General features: G+C 67.2%; 18 protein-coding genes and 1 riboswitch. Of the genes, 17 read left to right on the top strand and 1 reads right to left on the bottom strand.

Annotation, left to right across the window (positions count from 1 at the left end; translation table 11 throughout):
- Window positions 1-71: 71 nt before the first annotated feature.
- The 9 genes from rpe to hisF all read left to right on the top strand — a co-directional run bounded on the left by rpe (window position 72) and on the right by hisF (window position 7,054).
- On the top strand, window positions 72-749 hold the full coding sequence (gene rpe, locus LFT49_RS09085) for a ribulose-phosphate 3-epimerase (protein ID WP_237430284.1): 678 nt from the start codon (window positions 72-74) through the stop codon (window positions 747-749).
- Window positions 750-788: 39 nt separating this feature from the next.
- Window positions 789-938: riboswitch (FMN riboswitch) on the top strand.
- Between the two features lie 186 nt (window positions 939-1,124).
- Window positions 1,125-2,264 carry a bifunctional diaminohydroxyphosphoribosylaminopyrimidine deaminase/5-amino-6-(5-phosphoribosylamino)uracil reductase RibD gene (gene ribD / locus LFT49_RS09090; protein WP_237430285.1) on the top strand — a complete coding sequence of 380 codons (1,140 nt, stop codon included), beginning with the start codon at window positions 1,125-1,127 and terminating at the stop codon, window positions 2,262-2,264.
- Entirely contained in the window at window positions 2,264-2,926 is a 663-nt protein-coding gene (locus tag LFT49_RS09095) for a riboflavin synthase (RefSeq protein WP_236802113.1), read from the top strand. Before ribD ends, LFT49_RS09095 begins: the two co-directional genes overlap by 1 nt.
- Window positions 2,923-3,666: a 3,4-dihydroxy-2-butanone-4-phosphate synthase gene (ribB, locus tag LFT49_RS09100; protein ID WP_442863731.1), complete on the top strand. Its 744-nt coding sequence runs from the start codon at window positions 2,923-2,925 to the stop codon at window positions 3,664-3,666. Before LFT49_RS09095 ends, ribB begins: the two co-directional genes overlap by 4 nt.
- Complete coding sequence (gene ribA / locus LFT49_RS09105; RefSeq protein ID WP_237430286.1) at window positions 3,663-4,397, top strand: GTP cyclohydrolase II; 735 nt, start codon at window positions 3,663-3,665, stop codon at window positions 4,395-4,397. The genes ribB and ribA overlap by 4 nt, the downstream gene beginning before the upstream one ends.
- 32 nt (window positions 4,398-4,429) lie before the next feature.
- Window positions 4,430-4,918 (top strand): 6,7-dimethyl-8-ribityllumazine synthase, encoded by a 489-nt coding sequence (gene ribH, locus LFT49_RS09110; RefSeq protein ID WP_237430287.1) that lies wholly within the window; start codon window positions 4,430-4,432, stop codon window positions 4,916-4,918.
- A gap of 101 nt (window positions 4,919-5,019) precedes the next feature.
- On the top strand, window positions 5,020-5,283 hold the full coding sequence (locus LFT49_RS09115; protein WP_009358176.1) for a phosphoribosyl-ATP diphosphatase: 264 nt from the start codon (window positions 5,020-5,022) through the stop codon (window positions 5,281-5,283).
- Window positions 5,284-5,374: 91 nt separating this feature from the next.
- Complete coding sequence (gene hisG, locus LFT49_RS09120) at window positions 5,375-6,235, top strand: ATP phosphoribosyltransferase (protein ID WP_142134150.1); 861 nt, start codon at window positions 5,375-5,377, stop codon at window positions 6,233-6,235.
- A 42-nt stretch (window positions 6,236-6,277) separates the two neighbouring features.
- Complete coding sequence (gene hisF, locus LFT49_RS09125; protein ID WP_142134148.1) at window positions 6,278-7,054, top strand: imidazole glycerol phosphate synthase subunit HisF; 777 nt, start codon at window positions 6,278-6,280, stop codon at window positions 7,052-7,054.
- A 49-nt stretch (window positions 7,055-7,103) separates the two neighbouring features.
- On the opposite strand, the gene LFT49_RS09130 is transcribed toward hisF, so the two are convergent.
- Entirely contained in the window at window positions 7,104-7,748 is a 645-nt protein-coding gene (locus tag LFT49_RS09130; RefSeq protein ID WP_237430288.1) for a TIGR03085 family metal-binding protein, read from the bottom strand.
- Window positions 7,749-7,860: 112 nt separating this feature from the next.
- On the opposite strand from LFT49_RS09130, the gene hisI reads away from it, so the two are divergent.
- The 8 genes from hisI (at window position 7,861) to lgt (ending at window position 15,335) form a co-directional block, all read left to right on the top strand.
- Window positions 7,861-8,301, top strand: coding sequence for a phosphoribosyl-AMP cyclohydrolase (gene hisI / locus LFT49_RS09135; RefSeq protein ID WP_237430289.1), 441 nt, complete (start codon window positions 7,861-7,863; stop codon window positions 8,299-8,301).
- A 109-nt stretch (window positions 8,302-8,410) separates the two neighbouring features.
- A complete protein-coding gene (locus tag LFT49_RS09140; RefSeq protein ID WP_236802116.1) occupies window positions 8,411-9,973 on the top strand; it encodes an anthranilate synthase component I in 1,563 nt (520 codons plus the stop codon).
- Window positions 9,973-10,653 carry a Trp biosynthesis-associated membrane protein gene (locus LFT49_RS09145; RefSeq protein WP_236821834.1) on the top strand — a complete coding sequence of 227 codons (681 nt, stop codon included), beginning with the start codon at window positions 9,973-9,975 and terminating at the stop codon, window positions 10,651-10,653. The genes LFT49_RS09140 and LFT49_RS09145 overlap by 1 nt, the downstream gene beginning before the upstream one ends.
- A gap of 105 nt (window positions 10,654-10,758) precedes the next feature.
- The gene (locus tag LFT49_RS09150) at window positions 10,759-11,046 is read left to right on the top strand and encodes an HGxxPAAW family protein (RefSeq protein ID WP_236802118.1); all 288 of its coding nucleotides are present in this window, start codon (window positions 10,759-10,761) and stop codon (window positions 11,044-11,046) included.
- Window positions 11,046-11,867 carry an indole-3-glycerol phosphate synthase TrpC gene (trpC, locus tag LFT49_RS09155; RefSeq protein WP_237430290.1) on the top strand — a complete coding sequence of 274 codons (822 nt, stop codon included), beginning with the start codon at window positions 11,046-11,048 and terminating at the stop codon, window positions 11,865-11,867. The genes LFT49_RS09150 and trpC overlap by 1 nt, the downstream gene beginning before the upstream one ends.
- Window positions 11,868-11,982: 115 nt before the next feature.
- Window positions 11,983-13,302 (top strand): tryptophan synthase subunit beta, encoded by a 1,320-nt coding sequence (gene trpB, locus LFT49_RS09160; RefSeq protein WP_237430291.1) that lies wholly within the window; start codon window positions 11,983-11,985, stop codon window positions 13,300-13,302.
- Window positions 13,299-14,165, top strand: coding sequence for a tryptophan synthase subunit alpha (gene trpA, locus LFT49_RS09165; protein ID WP_237430292.1), 867 nt, complete (start codon window positions 13,299-13,301; stop codon window positions 14,163-14,165). Before trpB ends, trpA begins: the two co-directional genes overlap by 4 nt.
- Window positions 14,166-14,168: 3 nt before the next feature.
- The gene (gene lgt / locus LFT49_RS09170) at window positions 14,169-15,335 is read left to right on the top strand and encodes a prolipoprotein diacylglyceryl transferase (protein WP_237430293.1); all 1,167 of its coding nucleotides are present in this window, start codon (window positions 14,169-14,171) and stop codon (window positions 15,333-15,335) included.
- The last annotated feature ends 28 nt before the right edge of the window (window positions 15,336-15,363 follow it).

Genomic DNA, 15,363 nt, shown 5'->3' on the forward strand with positions numbered 1-15,363 from the left:
ACCCGTGCAGCTTTCAACCCACCCACGTATTTGTCCGCGGGACCACCGCACCTTCAGCGAAAGGCACACCCTTGACGCAATGCTGCATCAACCCGAGCATCCTCTCCGCCGACTTCGTCAACCTTGAAGCCGAACTTCAGCGGATCAGCAATGCCGACGCCGTGCACGTAGACGTCATGGACAACCACTTCGTCCCCAACCTGACCATCGGGCTTCCCGTCGTCCAGCGGATCCAGGCCGTCAGCCCGGTTCCGCTCGACGCCCACCTCATGATTGCCGATGCCGACCGCTGGGCACCCGGGTTCGCCGACGCGGGACTGGCGTCGGTGACGTTCCACGCCGAGGCCTCCATTGCACCCATCAAGCTGGCCCGGGAGCTGCGCAGCAGGGGAGCCAAGGCGGGGATGGCCCTGCGGCCTGCCACGCCGGTTGAGCAGTACCTGGACATGCTGTCCGAGCTGGACATGCTGCTCATTATGACGGTGGAGCCAGGCTTCGGCGGCCAGGCCTTCCTGGACGTCACCCTGCCCAAGATCCGCAGGGCCCGCGCAGCCGTGGACGGATCAGGGGCTGCCGTGGCCATCCAGGTGGACGGCGGCATCACCGAGGAAACCATTGAGCGCGCCGCTGAGGCCGGCGCCAATGTCTTCGTGGCAGGCTCCGCCGTTTACGGCGCGGACGATCCCGCCGCCGCCATCGACCTGCTGCGCACCAAGGGTGCACGGACATTACGTGCGGCGACGGAATAACCGGGAGCCCCTGCCGGTTGTGGCACAATAACAACACACATACGTGCTCCGGGGTCGGTGTAAGTCCGAACCGGCGGTAACAGTCCGCGACCCGCGAGCCGGTGTTCTCTTCAGGAGGATCCCGGCGGACGGTTGAACCGGTGGAATTCCGGTACCGACAGTTAAAGTCTGGATGAGAGAAGCACGTACAGCTGTATCTGTGCAGCCATTGCGCCGCGCAGCGTTCTGCTGTCGTATCCCCGGAGCCATCGCGGTTCGACAGGGAAGGAACGACACACGAATGAACCCCCAGCGATGGCTCTTTAACGCCGAAACTCCTGCCGCTTCGATGGCAGGCCCACATCCCTGGTCCGCGCAGCCAGCAACGGCCGCCGCATGAGGGGCGCTGTGGAACTGCACCCCGCCGCCGCGGTGGTCACCGCCTTCACCGCAGACGAAACCCGGGCCATGGATCATGCCCTCCAGGCAGCCCTCCAGGGACCGCGCGGTGCAAACCCCCTGGTGGGCGCCGTCGTCGTCGGTCCTGACGGGAAGGACCTCGTGACGGGTTACCACCGCGGAGCCGGCACCGCGCACGCCGAAGCCGACGCCATTGCCCAGGCTGCCGCCGTCGGCCTGGATCTTTCCGGCTGCACCATGGTGGTCACGCTGGAACCCTGCAACCACGTAGGCCGCACTGGCCCGTGCACGGAGGCGATCATCGCCGCGGGGATCACCGACGTCGTCTACGCCGTTGACGACCCCCACGACCCCGCCGCCGGCGGCGCCGCAACCCTGCGCGCGGCGGGCATCCGGGTCAGGAGCGGCCTTGGCGCCGAGGAAGCGCTGGACCTGAACCGCCAGTGGTTCGAGGCCGTGGCCGCCAAGCGCCCCTTCGTCACCCTCCACATCGCCCAGACGCTGGACGCCCGGATCGCCGCGGAAGACGGCACCAGCCAATGGATCTCCAGCCCCGAGTCCCTTGCGGACAACCACGGGGTCCGCAGCCGCATCGACGCCATCCTGGTAGGTACCCAGACCGTGCTTGTGGACAACCCCCGGCTGACCGCCAGGGACGCTTCAGGCAATCCCTCGCCCAAACAGCCCGTCCGGGCCGTCATGGGGCTCCGCGGAATTCCGGCGGACGCCGCCATCCACGGCGACGACGGCCTGGCCGTGCACCTTCCCACCCGCGACCCGCGCGAGGCGCTGTCCATGCTTTACGACGCCGGCACCCGCCACGTCATGGTGGAGGGCGGCTCCAGCATCCTGAGCTCCTTCCTCGCCGCAGGCCTGGTGGATGAACTCATTGTGTACCTGGCGCCAACCCTGCTGGGATCCGGCACCCCCTCATTGAACGGGCTCGGCATCACCAGCCTCCCGGACGCCCAGCAGTGGGAATGGGACCCGTCCGACGGCGGCGCTGTCCGTACGCTGGGCCGGGACCTTCGACTGCACCTGAGACCGCAGCGCAAAGTTGCACTCGACCACCAACCAACCCGCGCCACCGCGGAGCAAGCCCAGGGAGGCTACTGATGTTCACCGGAATTATTGCCGAGCAGGGGCAGGTGCTGTCCGTGGAGCGTGACGGCGACACCAGCGCCACCCTCCGCCTGCACGCGCCCGGCTCCACCGAGGGCCTGGCACTGGGTGGCTCCATCGCCGTCAACGGGGTCTGCCTCACGGCAACAGCGATTGACGGCAAGGACTTCAGCGTGGACGTCATGGGCGAAACCCTGGTCCGCAGCACCATCGGCGAGCTTACCGCCGGGGACACCGTGAACCTGGAGCGCTGCGTTCCCGCCGGCGGCCGCCTGGACGGGCACGTGGTGCAGGGACACGTGGACGGCGTCGGCGTCCTGCTGGAACGCGAACCCCAGGGCAACTGGGAGCGGCTGCGCTTTGGCGTGCCCGCCAACCTGGCCCGCTACATCGCCGAGAAGGGCTCCATCGCCATCGACGGCGTCTCCCTCACGGTGACGGCAGTCAGCCCGGCAGCCGAGCAGGAGCCGTGGTTCGAAGTGGGCCTGATTCCCACCACCCTGGCCGAAACCGGTCTGGGCACCAAGACCACCGGCAGCCGGGTGAACCTGGAAGTGGATGTGCTGGCCAAATACACCGAACGCCTGCTTGCCTTCCGCGGCGCAGGCGAAGCAACCTCCGCCGGCGAAGCCGCAATTGCCGGAGGTGCCCGGTGAACGCCGCAGTACACCTGGAATCCCAGATTGCCGCCGATCTGGTGTCCGCCGCAGCGCCGGCCGCACCGGCCAGAGGACTGGACACCATCGAGGACGCCGTGCGCGCCATGGCCGCCGGCCGCCCCGTTCTGGTGGTGGACAACGAGGACCGCGAAAACGAAGGCGACATCATCTTCGCCGCCCAACACGCCACGCCGGCACTGATGGGCTGGACCATCCGCTTCAGCTCCGGCGTCATCTGCGTGCCGTTGACGGGAGTCCGTGCCGATGCCCTGGCCCTGCCGCCCATGACGGCCGTCAACGAGGACGCGAAGGGCACCGCCTACACCGTGTCCTGTGACGCCGCCACCGGTGTCAGCACGGGAATCTCCGCCACCGACCGGGCCCTGACCGCCCGCGTCCTCGCGGACCCGAATGCCGGTCCGGCATCCGTGACCCGGCCGGGGCATATTTTCCCGCTTCGGGCAGTTGACGGAGGTGTGCGGGAACGCCAGGGCCATACGGAGGCCGCGGTGGACCTGTGCCGCCTGGCAGGCCTGGAGCCTGTCGGGGTGATCGCGGAAGTGGTGTATGACGACGGTGAAATGATGCGCCTGGACGGGCTCCGTTCGTTCGCAGCTGAACATGGGTGCCCCCTGATCTCCATCGAGGACCTGGTGGCGTATCTTGAAGCCGGGGCCGGGGGAGTCCCGCAGGAGGATGCCCGGGCGGTCCCGGGCGAAGAGAAGGAGAAGCCATGACGGCAGCGGCAGCCAGCGACGACAGCCACCAGGACGGCCACCGGAAGCCCCACGCGGTGTCCGGTGAAGCGCCCCATCCCGTCAGCGGAGGGCCCATCGTCCAACTCCCCACCGCCTTTGGCGACTTCGTAGCCCAGGCATGGACGGACCTCGTGACCGGCGTTGAGCACCTCGCCGTCAGTTCCCCCAACCCTCCCACCGACGGAAAAGCTCCCCTGGTGCGCCTGCACTCCGAGTGCCTGACCGGCGATGTCTTCGGTTCCTACCGCTGCGACTGCGGTGAACAACTTGCCTTCGCACTGGAGCTGATCCGGGACAACGGCGGCACCCTGCTCTACCTCCGGGGCCAGGAAGGCCGCGGCATCGGGCTGGCCAACAAGATCAAGGCCTATGCGCTGCAGGAAGCTGGCTTCGACACCGTGGAAGCCAATGAGCAGCTGGGCCTGCCCGTTGACGCCCGGTGCTACAAGGCCGCGGCCCAGATCCTCGCCGAGATGGGGCTGCATGAGGTGCGGCTGTTGAGCAACAACCCGGACAAGCAGAACAGGCTGGCCAAGGCCGGGGTGAACGTCGTGGAAATGGTGCCCACCGAGGTGCCGTCCCGCGAACAGAACATCCGGTACCTGCGCACCAAGAAGGACCGCATGGAACACCGCCTGCTGCTGGACACGCAGGCGGCCCCCGTTTCCGTGCCGGCCCCCGAAGCCCCCTACGACCACGAACAAGACTGACGTCTTCAAGAACGAACGGAACAGAAGAACCCATGAGCGGACACGGCGCCCCCGACATTGACCTGAGCACCCTCAACCCGGCCGAAACCTCACAGCTGAAGCTGGCGATCATCGCAGCCAGCTGGCACACCCAGATCATGGACGGGCTCCTGGACGGCGCGCTCCGGGCGGCCAAGGACGCCGGCATCGCCGAGCCCACCGTCCTGCGCGTTCCCGGCAGCTTTGAGCTTCCGGTGGCTGCCGCGCGGCTGGCACCGCACTTTGACGCCGTCGTTGCCCTCGGCGTCGTGATCCGTGGCGGAACCCCGCACTTCGACTACGTCTGCCAGGCCGCGACGTCCGGCCTCACCGACGTCAGTGTCTCCACCGGAGTGCCGGTGGGCTTTGGTGTGCTCACCTGCGACAACGAACAGCAGGGCCTGGACCGCGCCGGCCTGCCCGGCTCGAAGGAAGACAAGGGCCACGAAGCCGTGACCGCAGCGCTGGCCACCGCCGTCGTACTCAAGCAGTACCGCAACTAAACGCTCCAGCGGACGGGTGCGGTGTGTATTCCCTCACATCGCGCCCGTCATGCAAGGGCCCGGGAAGCGCCCGTGCGGCCGCAGCAAGTAGGCTGGAGGGCGTGAAGAATTTCGAGACGCTGTTCGCTGAGCTCAGCGAGAAGGCAGCCACCCGCCCGGAAGGCTCCCGCACCGTCGCTGAATTGGAGTCCGGTGTTCACGGCATCGGCAAAAAAGTCGTTGAGGAAGCAGCCGAGGTTTGGATGGCTGCCGAATATGAATCCGATGAAGCCGCGGCCGAGGAAATCTCCCAGCTGCTGTACCACCTGCAGGTTCTGATGCTCGCCAAAGGCCTGACCCTGGAAGACGTCTACAAGCATCTGTAGCCACCGGTCCGGCGCGTTTTTGCCGCCGGTTCCTGCCGTGGCCTGCACTGCTTGAACACCTAGACAACTCAAAATCCAGAAAGAACTTCCCATGCTGCGAGTAGCCGTCCCCAACAAAGGCTCCCTGTCCGAAGCCGCCTCCGCCATGCTCTCAGAAGCCGGATACCGCCAGCGGCGCGACAGCCGCGAGCTGGTCATGGTGGACCCCGACAACGACATCGAGTTCTTCTTCCTCCGCCCCCGCGACATTGCCGTGTACGTGGGGCAGGGAACGCTCGACGTCGGCATCACCGGCCGCGACCTGCTGCTGGATGCCGAGGTGGAAGCCGAAGAGCTGCTTCCGCTGGGATTCGCCGCCTCCACCTTCCGCTTCGCCGGCCCGGTAGGCGACTTCAGCTCCGCCGCGGAGCTGGAAGGCAAGCGCCTGGCCACCAGTTACGACGGCCTGCTCCGGAACTACCTTGCCGAGCGCGGCATCAACGCCAAGGTGGTCCGCCTGGACGGCGCCGTTGAATCCTCCGTCCGCCTCGGGGTCGCCGACGCCATCGCCGACGTCGTGGAAACCGGCAACACCCTCAAGGCCGCCGGAATGGAAATCTTCGGCGACCCCATCCTCAAATCCGAAGCAGTCCTGATCCGGCGCACCGGCAACGGCGGGGCCGCCAACGGCACGGCCAAGGAGATCGAAGTCCTGATCCGCCGCCTCCAGGGCGTCCTGGTGGCACGGCAGTACGTGCTGATGGACTACGACATCCGCAAGGAACTTGTCGAAAAAGCGGCCAGCCTGACCCCCGGCCTCGAGTCGCCCACGGTCTCGCCGCTGCGCGACTCCGACTGGGTGGCCGTCCGATCCATGGTGCCCAAGAAGGAGACCAACCGGATCATGGACGAGCTGTACGACCTCGGCGCCCGCGCCATCCTGGTCAGCAGCATCCACGCCTGCCGCATCTGACAACCGGCACCCTTCAGCAGCACAGAACATCCAGGAGTTCCCATGGCAGTAGCAGTTCGCGTCATTCCCTGCCTTGACGTCGACGCCGGGCGCGTGGTCAAGGGCGTCAACTTCGAGGGCCTCCGGGACGCCGGCGACCCCGTGGAGCTCGCCCACCGCTACGACAACGCCGGTGCCGACGAACTGACGTTCCTCGACGTCACGGCGTCCTCCGGCAACCGCGAGACCACCTTCGACGTGGTCCGCCGCACCGCCGAGGAAGTCTTCATCCCCCTGACCGTGGGCGGCGGCGTCCGCGGCGTGGCCGAAGTGGACAAGCTCCTGCGCTACGGCGCCGACAAGGCGTCGATCAACACCGCGGCCGTGGCCCGGCCCGACGTCATCGACGAGATCACCCGGCACTTCGGTTCCCAAGTGCTCGTCCTGTCCGTCGACGCCCGGCGCACCCGCCCGGGATCCCAGCCCACGCCGTCGGGATTCGAAGTGACCACTCACGGCGGGCGCACCGGCACCGGGATCGACGCGATCGAGTGGGCCAGGGAAGCTGCGGACCGCGGGGTGGGGGAGATCCTGCTGAACTCCATTGACGCCGACGGCACCAAGGACGGCTTCGACCTCGAGCTCATCAAGCTGGTCCGGGCCGCCGTCAAGGTCCCCATCATCGCCTCCGGCGGGGCAGGGGAGCCTGCCCACTTCCCGCCCGCAGTAGCAGCCGGCGCGGACGCAGTCCTGGCCGCCTCGATCTTCCACTGGGGCCCGGACAACATGATGCACCAGGTCAAGGACGCCATCCGCGAAGCAGGCTTCGAAGTACGGTAGTTTCACAGAAAAACAAGGCCGGGTCACTGAGGTGACCCGGCCTTCTTCTCTAGAGCCCTACTTCGGCTGACTGGAGGAGGGCGACGGCGTCCGGCTGGCCTTCGAAGGTGACGAGGGCGTGGCGGGTGCGGCCGTGGGCGTGCATCAGCAGTTCGCCCGGCTCGCCGACGATGGCCACGGAAACAGGCGCGCGCTTGGCGACGTGGCGGGGGCCGGACGGGCGCACCAGCACAATGCCAAGGTCCACGCCGCGGTACAGGATGGCGGCGCGCTTCACCAGTTCGTCCCACAGCGCGTCGGAGTAGGCCTCATCGAGTGCCCTGGGGGCCCACCGGTCCACGGCGCGCCGGACGTCCTCGGTGTGCACGAAGTACTCGATCAGGTTGGCGCTTTCGTCCAGCGCCTTGATGCTCATCGGAGAGAGCGCGGGCGGGCCCGCGCGGAAGGTGTTTACCAGCCGGGCGTAGTCGTCGCTGCCGGTGAGCTTGGCAGCCAGCTTGGCCGTGGCCTGGTCCGATGCCCTGGCCAGCCGCTTGATCACCAGGCCGAGACCGACGGCAGCCTTGCGCTCGCGCAGGTACAGGTGCGCGGCAAGGTCCCTGGTGCGCCAGCCCTTGCACAGCGTTGGAGCATCAGGGCCCGCCGCAAGCAGGGTTTCGGCCAGGACTTCTCGGGACGGTTCGACGAAATGCATCACTTGTGAAACTAGCACGAGAGCTGTGGAGTTGGGCAGCACTGGAGCGGCCGGTGGCGTGCCGTTGTTCACAACAGGAGAGCGGGTGCGTGAAGGCACTAGACTTGACCCGATGTCTGAGCAGCCAACCCCCGTCCAAACCGCAGGACCCGACGTCCCTCAAGTGCCGTCGTCGTCCGTTGAAGCGCCCTCCGCCAGCCCCCTTCCGGAAGGGATCGCCGCGGCACTCAAGCGCGACGCCGCAGGCCTGGTGGCAGCAGTGGTGCAGCAGTACGACACCAACGAAGTGCTGATGCTCGGCTGGATGGACGATGAAGCCCTGCACCGCACCATGACCACCGGCCGGGTGACGTTCTACTCCCGCTCACGCCAGGAGTACTGGCGCAAGGGCGACACCTCGGGGCACGTCCAGTGGGTCAAATCCGTGGCCATGGACTGCGACGGCGACGCACTGCTGGTGCGCGTCGACCAGGTGGGTGCCGCCTGCCATACGGGCACCCGGACCTGCTTTGACGGCAGGGACCTGGCCGTGGTGGAAGGCCAGGCGGGCTAGGCAGAACCGCTGCCCGGGCAGGCCCCATCGAGGCTGCAGCCACCCAGCAAGCACACCCAAGGTGCCGGCACGGCCGGCCCTCTCGAAGAACAGGCGGACAAGCATAGCCATGCAGGACCTTGGAACCATCAGCCCGAGCCTTGAGGAATTCCGGGAACTTGCCGGCCACAGCCGTGTTATCCCCGTCAGGCTCAAGGTCCTGGCCGACGCCGAGACCCCCATCGGCCTGTACCGGAAGCTGGCGCAGGGCCAGCCCGGCACGTTCCTCATGGAATCGGCGGCGGTGGGCGGAGCCTGGTCCCGCTACTCCTTCATCGGCGCCAGGTCCCGCGCCACCCTGACCACCAAGGACGGCCAGGCGCACTGGCTGGGCGAGCCCCCGGCCGGTGTGCCGGTCAGCGGCAGCCCCGTGGATGCCATCCGCGACACCATCGACGCCTTGCGCACCGACCGCTTCGAAGGACTGCCGCCCTTCACCTCCGGCCTGGTGGGCTTCCTTGGCTGGGAAACCGTCCGGCACTGGGAACGGCTGGTCAGCCCGCCCGAGGATGACCTGCAGCTGCCCGAAATGGCCCTTAACCTGGTCACCGACATGGCTGTGCATGACAATGTGGACGGCACGGTGCTGTTGATCGCCAACGCCATCAACTTCGACAACAGCTCCGAGCGGGTCGACGAGGCCTGGCACGACGCCGTGGCCCGGGTCAAGGAACTCCTGGCCAAGATCAGCGCGCCCGTGGTGCAGCCGGTCTCCGTGCTGGAGCCTGCGGCCCTGGACTTTGCCTCCAGCGTGCAGGAACGCTGGGATGAAGCCGAATACCTCGCAGCGCTGGACCGCGGCAAGGAAGCCATCGTGGACGGCGAGGTTTTCCAGGTGGTCATCTCGCGCCGGTTCGAGATGGAATGCAACGCGTCCGCACTGGATGTATACCGCGTGCTGCGCAACACCAACCCCAGCCCGTACATGTACATCTTCAGCCTGGCCGACGCCGAGGGTCGCGAGTACTCCATCGTCGGATCCTCCCCGGAAGCACTGGTGACGGTGACGGGTGAGGAAGTCATTACCCACCCCATCGCGGGCTCCCGTCCGCGCGGGAAGACCGTGGAAGCGGACAAGGCCCTGGCCGAGGAACTCCTGGCGGACCAGAAGGAACGCGCGGAGCACCTGATGCTGGTGGACCTCTCCCGCAACGACCTCTCCAAGGTCTGTGTTGCCGGTACCGTGGATGTCACCCAGTTCATGGAGGTGGAGCGCTTCAGCCACATCATGCACCTGGTGTCCACGGTGGTGGGCACGCTCTCCCCGCAGGCCAAGGCGTACGACGTCCTAAAGGCCACGTTCCCGGCCGGTACCCTTTCCGGGGCGCCGAAGCCGCGCGCCCTGCGGCTCCTTGACGAGCTGGAACCGCACCGCCGCGGCATCTACGGCGGCGTGGTGGGCTATCTGGACTTCGCCGGTGACATGGACATGGCCATCGCCATCCGGTCCGCCCTGATCCGGGAGGGGCGCGCGTACGTCCAGGCCGGCGGCGGCATCGTGGCCGACTCCGTGAACCCCACAGAGGCCCTGGAAACCGTCAACAAGGCAGCCGCGCCGCTGCGTGCGGTGCACACGGCAGGCTCCCTGCACAACATCTCCGCGGAATCACTCCCCGGCGGGGCGGAGTCCTGATGCCCGGTTCCGGAGTAGCCGCAGGCCAGCCAGGTAAGGCAGGTAAGCCAGGCCAGGCAGGGAAGGCGGCCGAGTCCTCGAGGTCCCGGGCTGTGCCCGTGTGGGCGCGCAAGTCCAACGTGGTGCTGCTGATCACCGTCCTGGCCCTGGCCGCCTTCGGGACCACTACGCAGACCTGGATGACGGCCACACTCGACCCCAACCAGCTGGGCCAGGCGGCAGCAACCCAAAACGCGATCCAGGTGCAGGGCAGCAAGGCCGCCACCACCGTGACGGCCCTGGCCCTGGTGGCGCTGGCCGGCGGCCTCGCCGCGGCCATCGCCGGCAGGATCGCCCGCTGGGTCATCACCGCCATCATCCTTCTTGCTTCAGCCGGCGTGGTGACCGCCGCGGCCATGGTCCTGGCCGACCCCCTCGCCGCGGCGCAGGGAACCATCGCAGGCGCCACGGGCGTCTCAGGCAGCCAGGCCCACGTTGAGGTCACCGCCTTTCCCGTGCTCGCCGTCGTCGCCGGCTGCCTGCTGGCCCTGGCGGCCCTGTTGATCCTGCCCGCGTCCCGCTACTGGAAGACGCGCACCAAATACGACGCCCCGGCCACCGCCGGCAGCGCTGCACCGGCCGGCCCGGTGGACGAGATCGACAGCTGGGACCGGCTTTCCCGGGGCGAGGACCCCACTTAAGGCCGGGTTTGCCAGCGCCGGGCCGGGCGTTGAAGCCCTGCGGTACGCGGGCGGCAGTCAAAAAATGGCAGAATGTAAGCAGTATCCATCCTGAGGAGATTTTCCATGAGCAAAGCACCTGCGTCCGTTTCCAAGTCAGGCACCCGCACGGTTGCCCCCGGCGCCATTGACCACAGCCAGGAACTGGGCCACGGCAACAGCCCGGCAGCCTGGACCTGCGTCATCGTCATGCTCGTAGGCGCACTCATCGCAGCCATCGCATTCGTCATCGCCAGCACCCCCATCTTCATCGGCGGTGCCGTCGTCATGGTCGTCGGCCTGATCCTCGGCTACATCATGCGCAAGGCAGGCTACGGCGTCGAAGGCAGCAAGCTGAAGAACTCCGGCCACTGATGGAGACTGTTCTCGATGACATCAACGCCGGTGTCAGGGAGGATATGGAGGCCAGGAAGCGGCTCGTTTCCTTGGCTGAGCTGAAGGACCTGGCCCAGGCCGCGGCACCTGCCCGCGACGCCTGGGCGGCTCTCGGCGGAAGCTCCCCAACCCGGGAACAGCTGAAGGTCATTGCCGAAATCAAGCGCCGCAGCCCCTCCAAGGGCGATCTCGCCAGCATCGGAGATCCGGCGTCGCTCGCCCGGCAGTACGCCGACGGCGGTGCCTCCGTCATCAGCGTGCTCACCGAGCAGCGCCGCTTCAACGGGTCGCTGGCCGACCTGGACGCCGTTCGTGCCGCCGTCGACACCCCCTTGCTGCGCAAGGACTTCACCCTCGACGAGTACCAGATTTGGGAAGCCCGAGCCCATGGTGCCGACCTCATCCTCCTGATCGTGGCGGCCCTTTCCGACGCCCAGCTCGCCGAGTTCAGCGCCCTCAGCCACGAACTTGGCATGAACGTACTGGTGGAGACGCACACGGAAGAAGAGATCGAGCGTGCGGTCGCGGCCAAGGCGCGCATCATCGGCGTCAACGTGCGCAACCTGAAGACGCTCGACGTCGACCGTTCAGTTTTTGCCTCACTGGCGGGGAAGATCCCTGCTGAGGCCGTCGTGGTCGCAGAATCCGGCGTCCGTGACGCTGACGACGTCACGCATTACGCCGCCAGCGGGGCCAACGCCATACTGGTGGGCGAGGCGCTGGTAAGCCACGCGACCCCGCGCGAACGAATCGCCGAGTTCACTGCCGCGGGTGCCGCCGCCATCGCAGCCCGCGCCTGAGGCACCACCGCGTACGTGATCCTGCGGGGCTGCCAGCCGGCCCCGCAGGACCGCACTCCGGCTCCGCGCCGGACCACAAGACTTATGACCGCTATCTACGAACAGGACAGGACTGATGGCTCAAGCACCCTCAGGAAACGCTGACAACAACACCGCGGAAGCATTCCTGCAGGGCGGATCCCTCCGCCACGCCCCGGGGCCGTACTTCGGCAACTATGGCGGCCGATGGATGCCCGAGTCACTCATTGCCGCCCTGGACGAACTCGAAGATACCTTCAACAAGGCCAAGGACGATCCCGAGTTCCGGTCCCAAATCGCGGACCTGAACAAGAACTACTCCGGCCGTCCGTCCCTGCTGACGGAAGCCAAGCGGTTTTCGCAGCACGCTGGGGGAGTGCGGGTGTTCCTCAAGCGCGAGGACCTGAACCACACCGGGTCGCACAAGATTAACAACGTCCTGGGCCAGGCCCTGCTCGCCAAGCGCATGGGCAAAACCCGCATCATCGCTGAGACCGGCGCCGGCCAGCACGGCGTGGCCAGCGCCACGGCAGCCGCCCTGATGGGCATGGAATGCGTGGTGTATATGGGCGCCGAGGACTGCCGCCGCCAGGCGTTGAACGTTGCCCGCATGGAACTTCTCGGCGCCAAGGTCATAGCCGTCACCAGCGGATCGCAGACCCTGAAGGACGCCATCAACGACGCCCTCCGTGACTGGGTGGCCAACGTCGAGAACACCCACTACCTGCTGGGCACTGCCGCAGGTGCCCACCCGTTCCCGGCCATGGTGCGGTACTTCCACGAGGTCATCGGCGAGGAGGCACGCGCCCAGATCCTTGAACAGGAGGGACGCCTTCCGGATGCGGTCTGCGCTTGCATCGGCGGCGGTTCCAACGCCATCGGCATTTTCCATGGCTTCCTGGATGATCCTTCCGTAAAGATCTACGGCTTTGAAGCCGGCGGCGAGGGCGTGGAGACCGGCCGGCACGCCGCCACCATCACGCTGGGCAAGCCCGGCGTGCTGCACGGCGCCCGCTCCTACCTCATGCAGGACGACGACGGGCAGACCATCGAGTCGCACTCCATTTCCGCCGGCCTGGACTACCCGGGCGTCGGCCCGGAGCACTCGTACCTGGCCGACATTGGCCGGGTCAGCTACGAGCCCATCACCGACAGCGAAGCGATGAAGTCCTTCCGCCTCCTGTGCCGCACCGAGGGCATCATCCCTGCCATCGAGTCCTCGCACGCGCTGGCAGGCGCCATCAAGGTGGGCCAGCGGCTTGCCGCCGAGGATCCTGCCGCCGCGGGCGACAAGATCGTCATCGTCAACCTGTCCGGGCGCGGTGACAAGGACGTGGCCACCGCCGCCGAATGGTTTGACCTGCTGGACAAGAATTCCGCCGAATCCGAGATCGGCAAAGAGGGGGAGCAGCTGTGAGCAGCGCAGAGATCAACGGCACGGCAGGAACGGCCAACCCGGCACCAGGCACCAGCAAAGCTGCTGCCGCCATCGACAGGGCACGCGACCAGGGCCGCGCCGCCCTCATCGCCTACCTGCCCGCCGGCTACCCCAGCGTTGAGGAATCCATCACCGCCGGCATCGCAGCGGCCCGGAACGGCGCCGACCTGATCGAGATCGGCATTCCGTACTCGGATCCCGTCATGGACGGCCAGGTCATCCAGGCCGCCACCACGGAGGCGCTTGCCAAGGGCTTCCACGTCAGCCAGGTGTTCGACGTGGTTGCCGGCATCACCAGCCAAACCGACGCCGCCGTCCTGGTCATGACCTACTGGAACCCCGTGGTCCGCATGGGCGTGGACGAATTCTCGCGCCGGCTGGCCGAAGCCGGGGGAGCGGGGCTCATCACCCCGGACCTCATTCCTGACGAGGCCGCCGAATGGATGGAAGCCTCGGACAAGTACGGCCTGGACCGTGTGTTCCTCGTTGCCCCGTCGTCCACCCCGGAGCGCATGCAGCGCACCGTGGATGCGAGCCGTGGCTTCGTTTACGCCGTCTCCATCATGGGCGTCACAGGTGCCCGTACGTCCGTGAGCAGTGCCGCCAAGGATGTTGTCGCCGCAGCACATGGTGCCGGCGCGGAACGTGTCTGCGTAGGCCTGGGTGTGTCCAATGCCGACCAGGTGCGCGAGATTGCCGCCTACGCAGAAGGCGTCATCGTGGGCACCGCCCTGGTGAAGACCCTGGGCGACGGCGGCGTGGACGCAGTTGCCACCCTCACCAAGGACCTCAGCACCGGCCTGGCGAAGGTCAACGGGGCCACGCAGGAAAGCGGGGCCTAGTCCATGGAGGCACTCCTTCAGGCAACCGCACTGGCTCCCGCCCTGGTTCCGGTGAGCATCCCCAGCCCGGACTGGTCCGGTTTCGACATCCCCCTGCCATGGGGCAGCCTGCGGATCCACGCCTACGCGCTGTGCATCCTGGCCGGAATCATCGTTGGCCTGTGGTTGACCTCCGTGCGGTGGGCCAAGCGCGGCGCCCCTGAAGGCAGTGTCTGGGACATCGTTATCTGGGCCATCCCCTTTGGCATCATCGGCGGCCGCCTCTACCACGTGGTCTCATCGCCGGACGCCTACTTCGGTCCCGGCTTTGACGGCACTGGTGACCTCTCCCTGATCCCACAAATCCAGCGCGGCGGGCTGGGAATCTGGGGCGCCGTCGTCCTCGGGGCCGTCGGCGCCTGGATTGGCTGCCGCCGCAGCGGGGTCAAGCTGAGTGCCTTCGTTGACGCCGCGGCACCCGGGCTGCTCCTGGCCCAGGCCATCGGCCGGTGGGGCAACTACTTCAACCAGGAACTCTTCGGCGGACCCACCACCCTGCCGTGGGGCCTGCAGATCGACCCCAACAACCCCAACTTTCCTGCAGGCATGCCTGCAGACACCCTGTTCCACCCCACCTTCCTTTACGAGTCGCTGTGGAACCTGGCCGGCGTACTGATCCTGCTCGCCCTGGACCGGCGCTTCCACTTCCGCCGGAGCCGGCTCTTCTGGCTGTACGCCATGTACTACACCCTGGGCCGTGTCTGGATCGAAGCCATGCGCATCGATGACGCAGAGCAGATCAGCATCTTTGGCATCACCACACGGCTCAACGTGTGGACCAGCATCTTCGTCTTCCTCGCGGCACTGATCGCCTTCATTCTCCTGGGCCTCAAGGGCCGCCCCGATCCGGACACCGTCTACCTGCCCGGCCATGAACCGGAGAAGTCCGTGGAAGCCTCCACGGACTCAGGCGCCAGTCATGAAGTCCGTGATACGGACCGCGGTGTCTCAGATAGTGATTCGCGTGGTAATCTCCCTGATAACCACAGCGGTTCCAGGCATGCTTCCGACCCCACGGAAGACGCCGCGGCGGCACCGGAAGGCTCAAAGCCCGGAACGGATGCCACCGCTGCCGGACACTCCGGCAGCACAGCCACCGGACCCGCGTCGGAGGCAGGCACCGTCAAGTAGGGCGCCGGCCAGGCAGGGCAGCAGAGCC

This window comes from Arthrobacter sp. FW306-06-A (genome assembly GCF_021870055.1).
Lineage (GTDB): Bacteria > Actinomycetota > Actinomycetes > Actinomycetales > Micrococcaceae > Arthrobacter.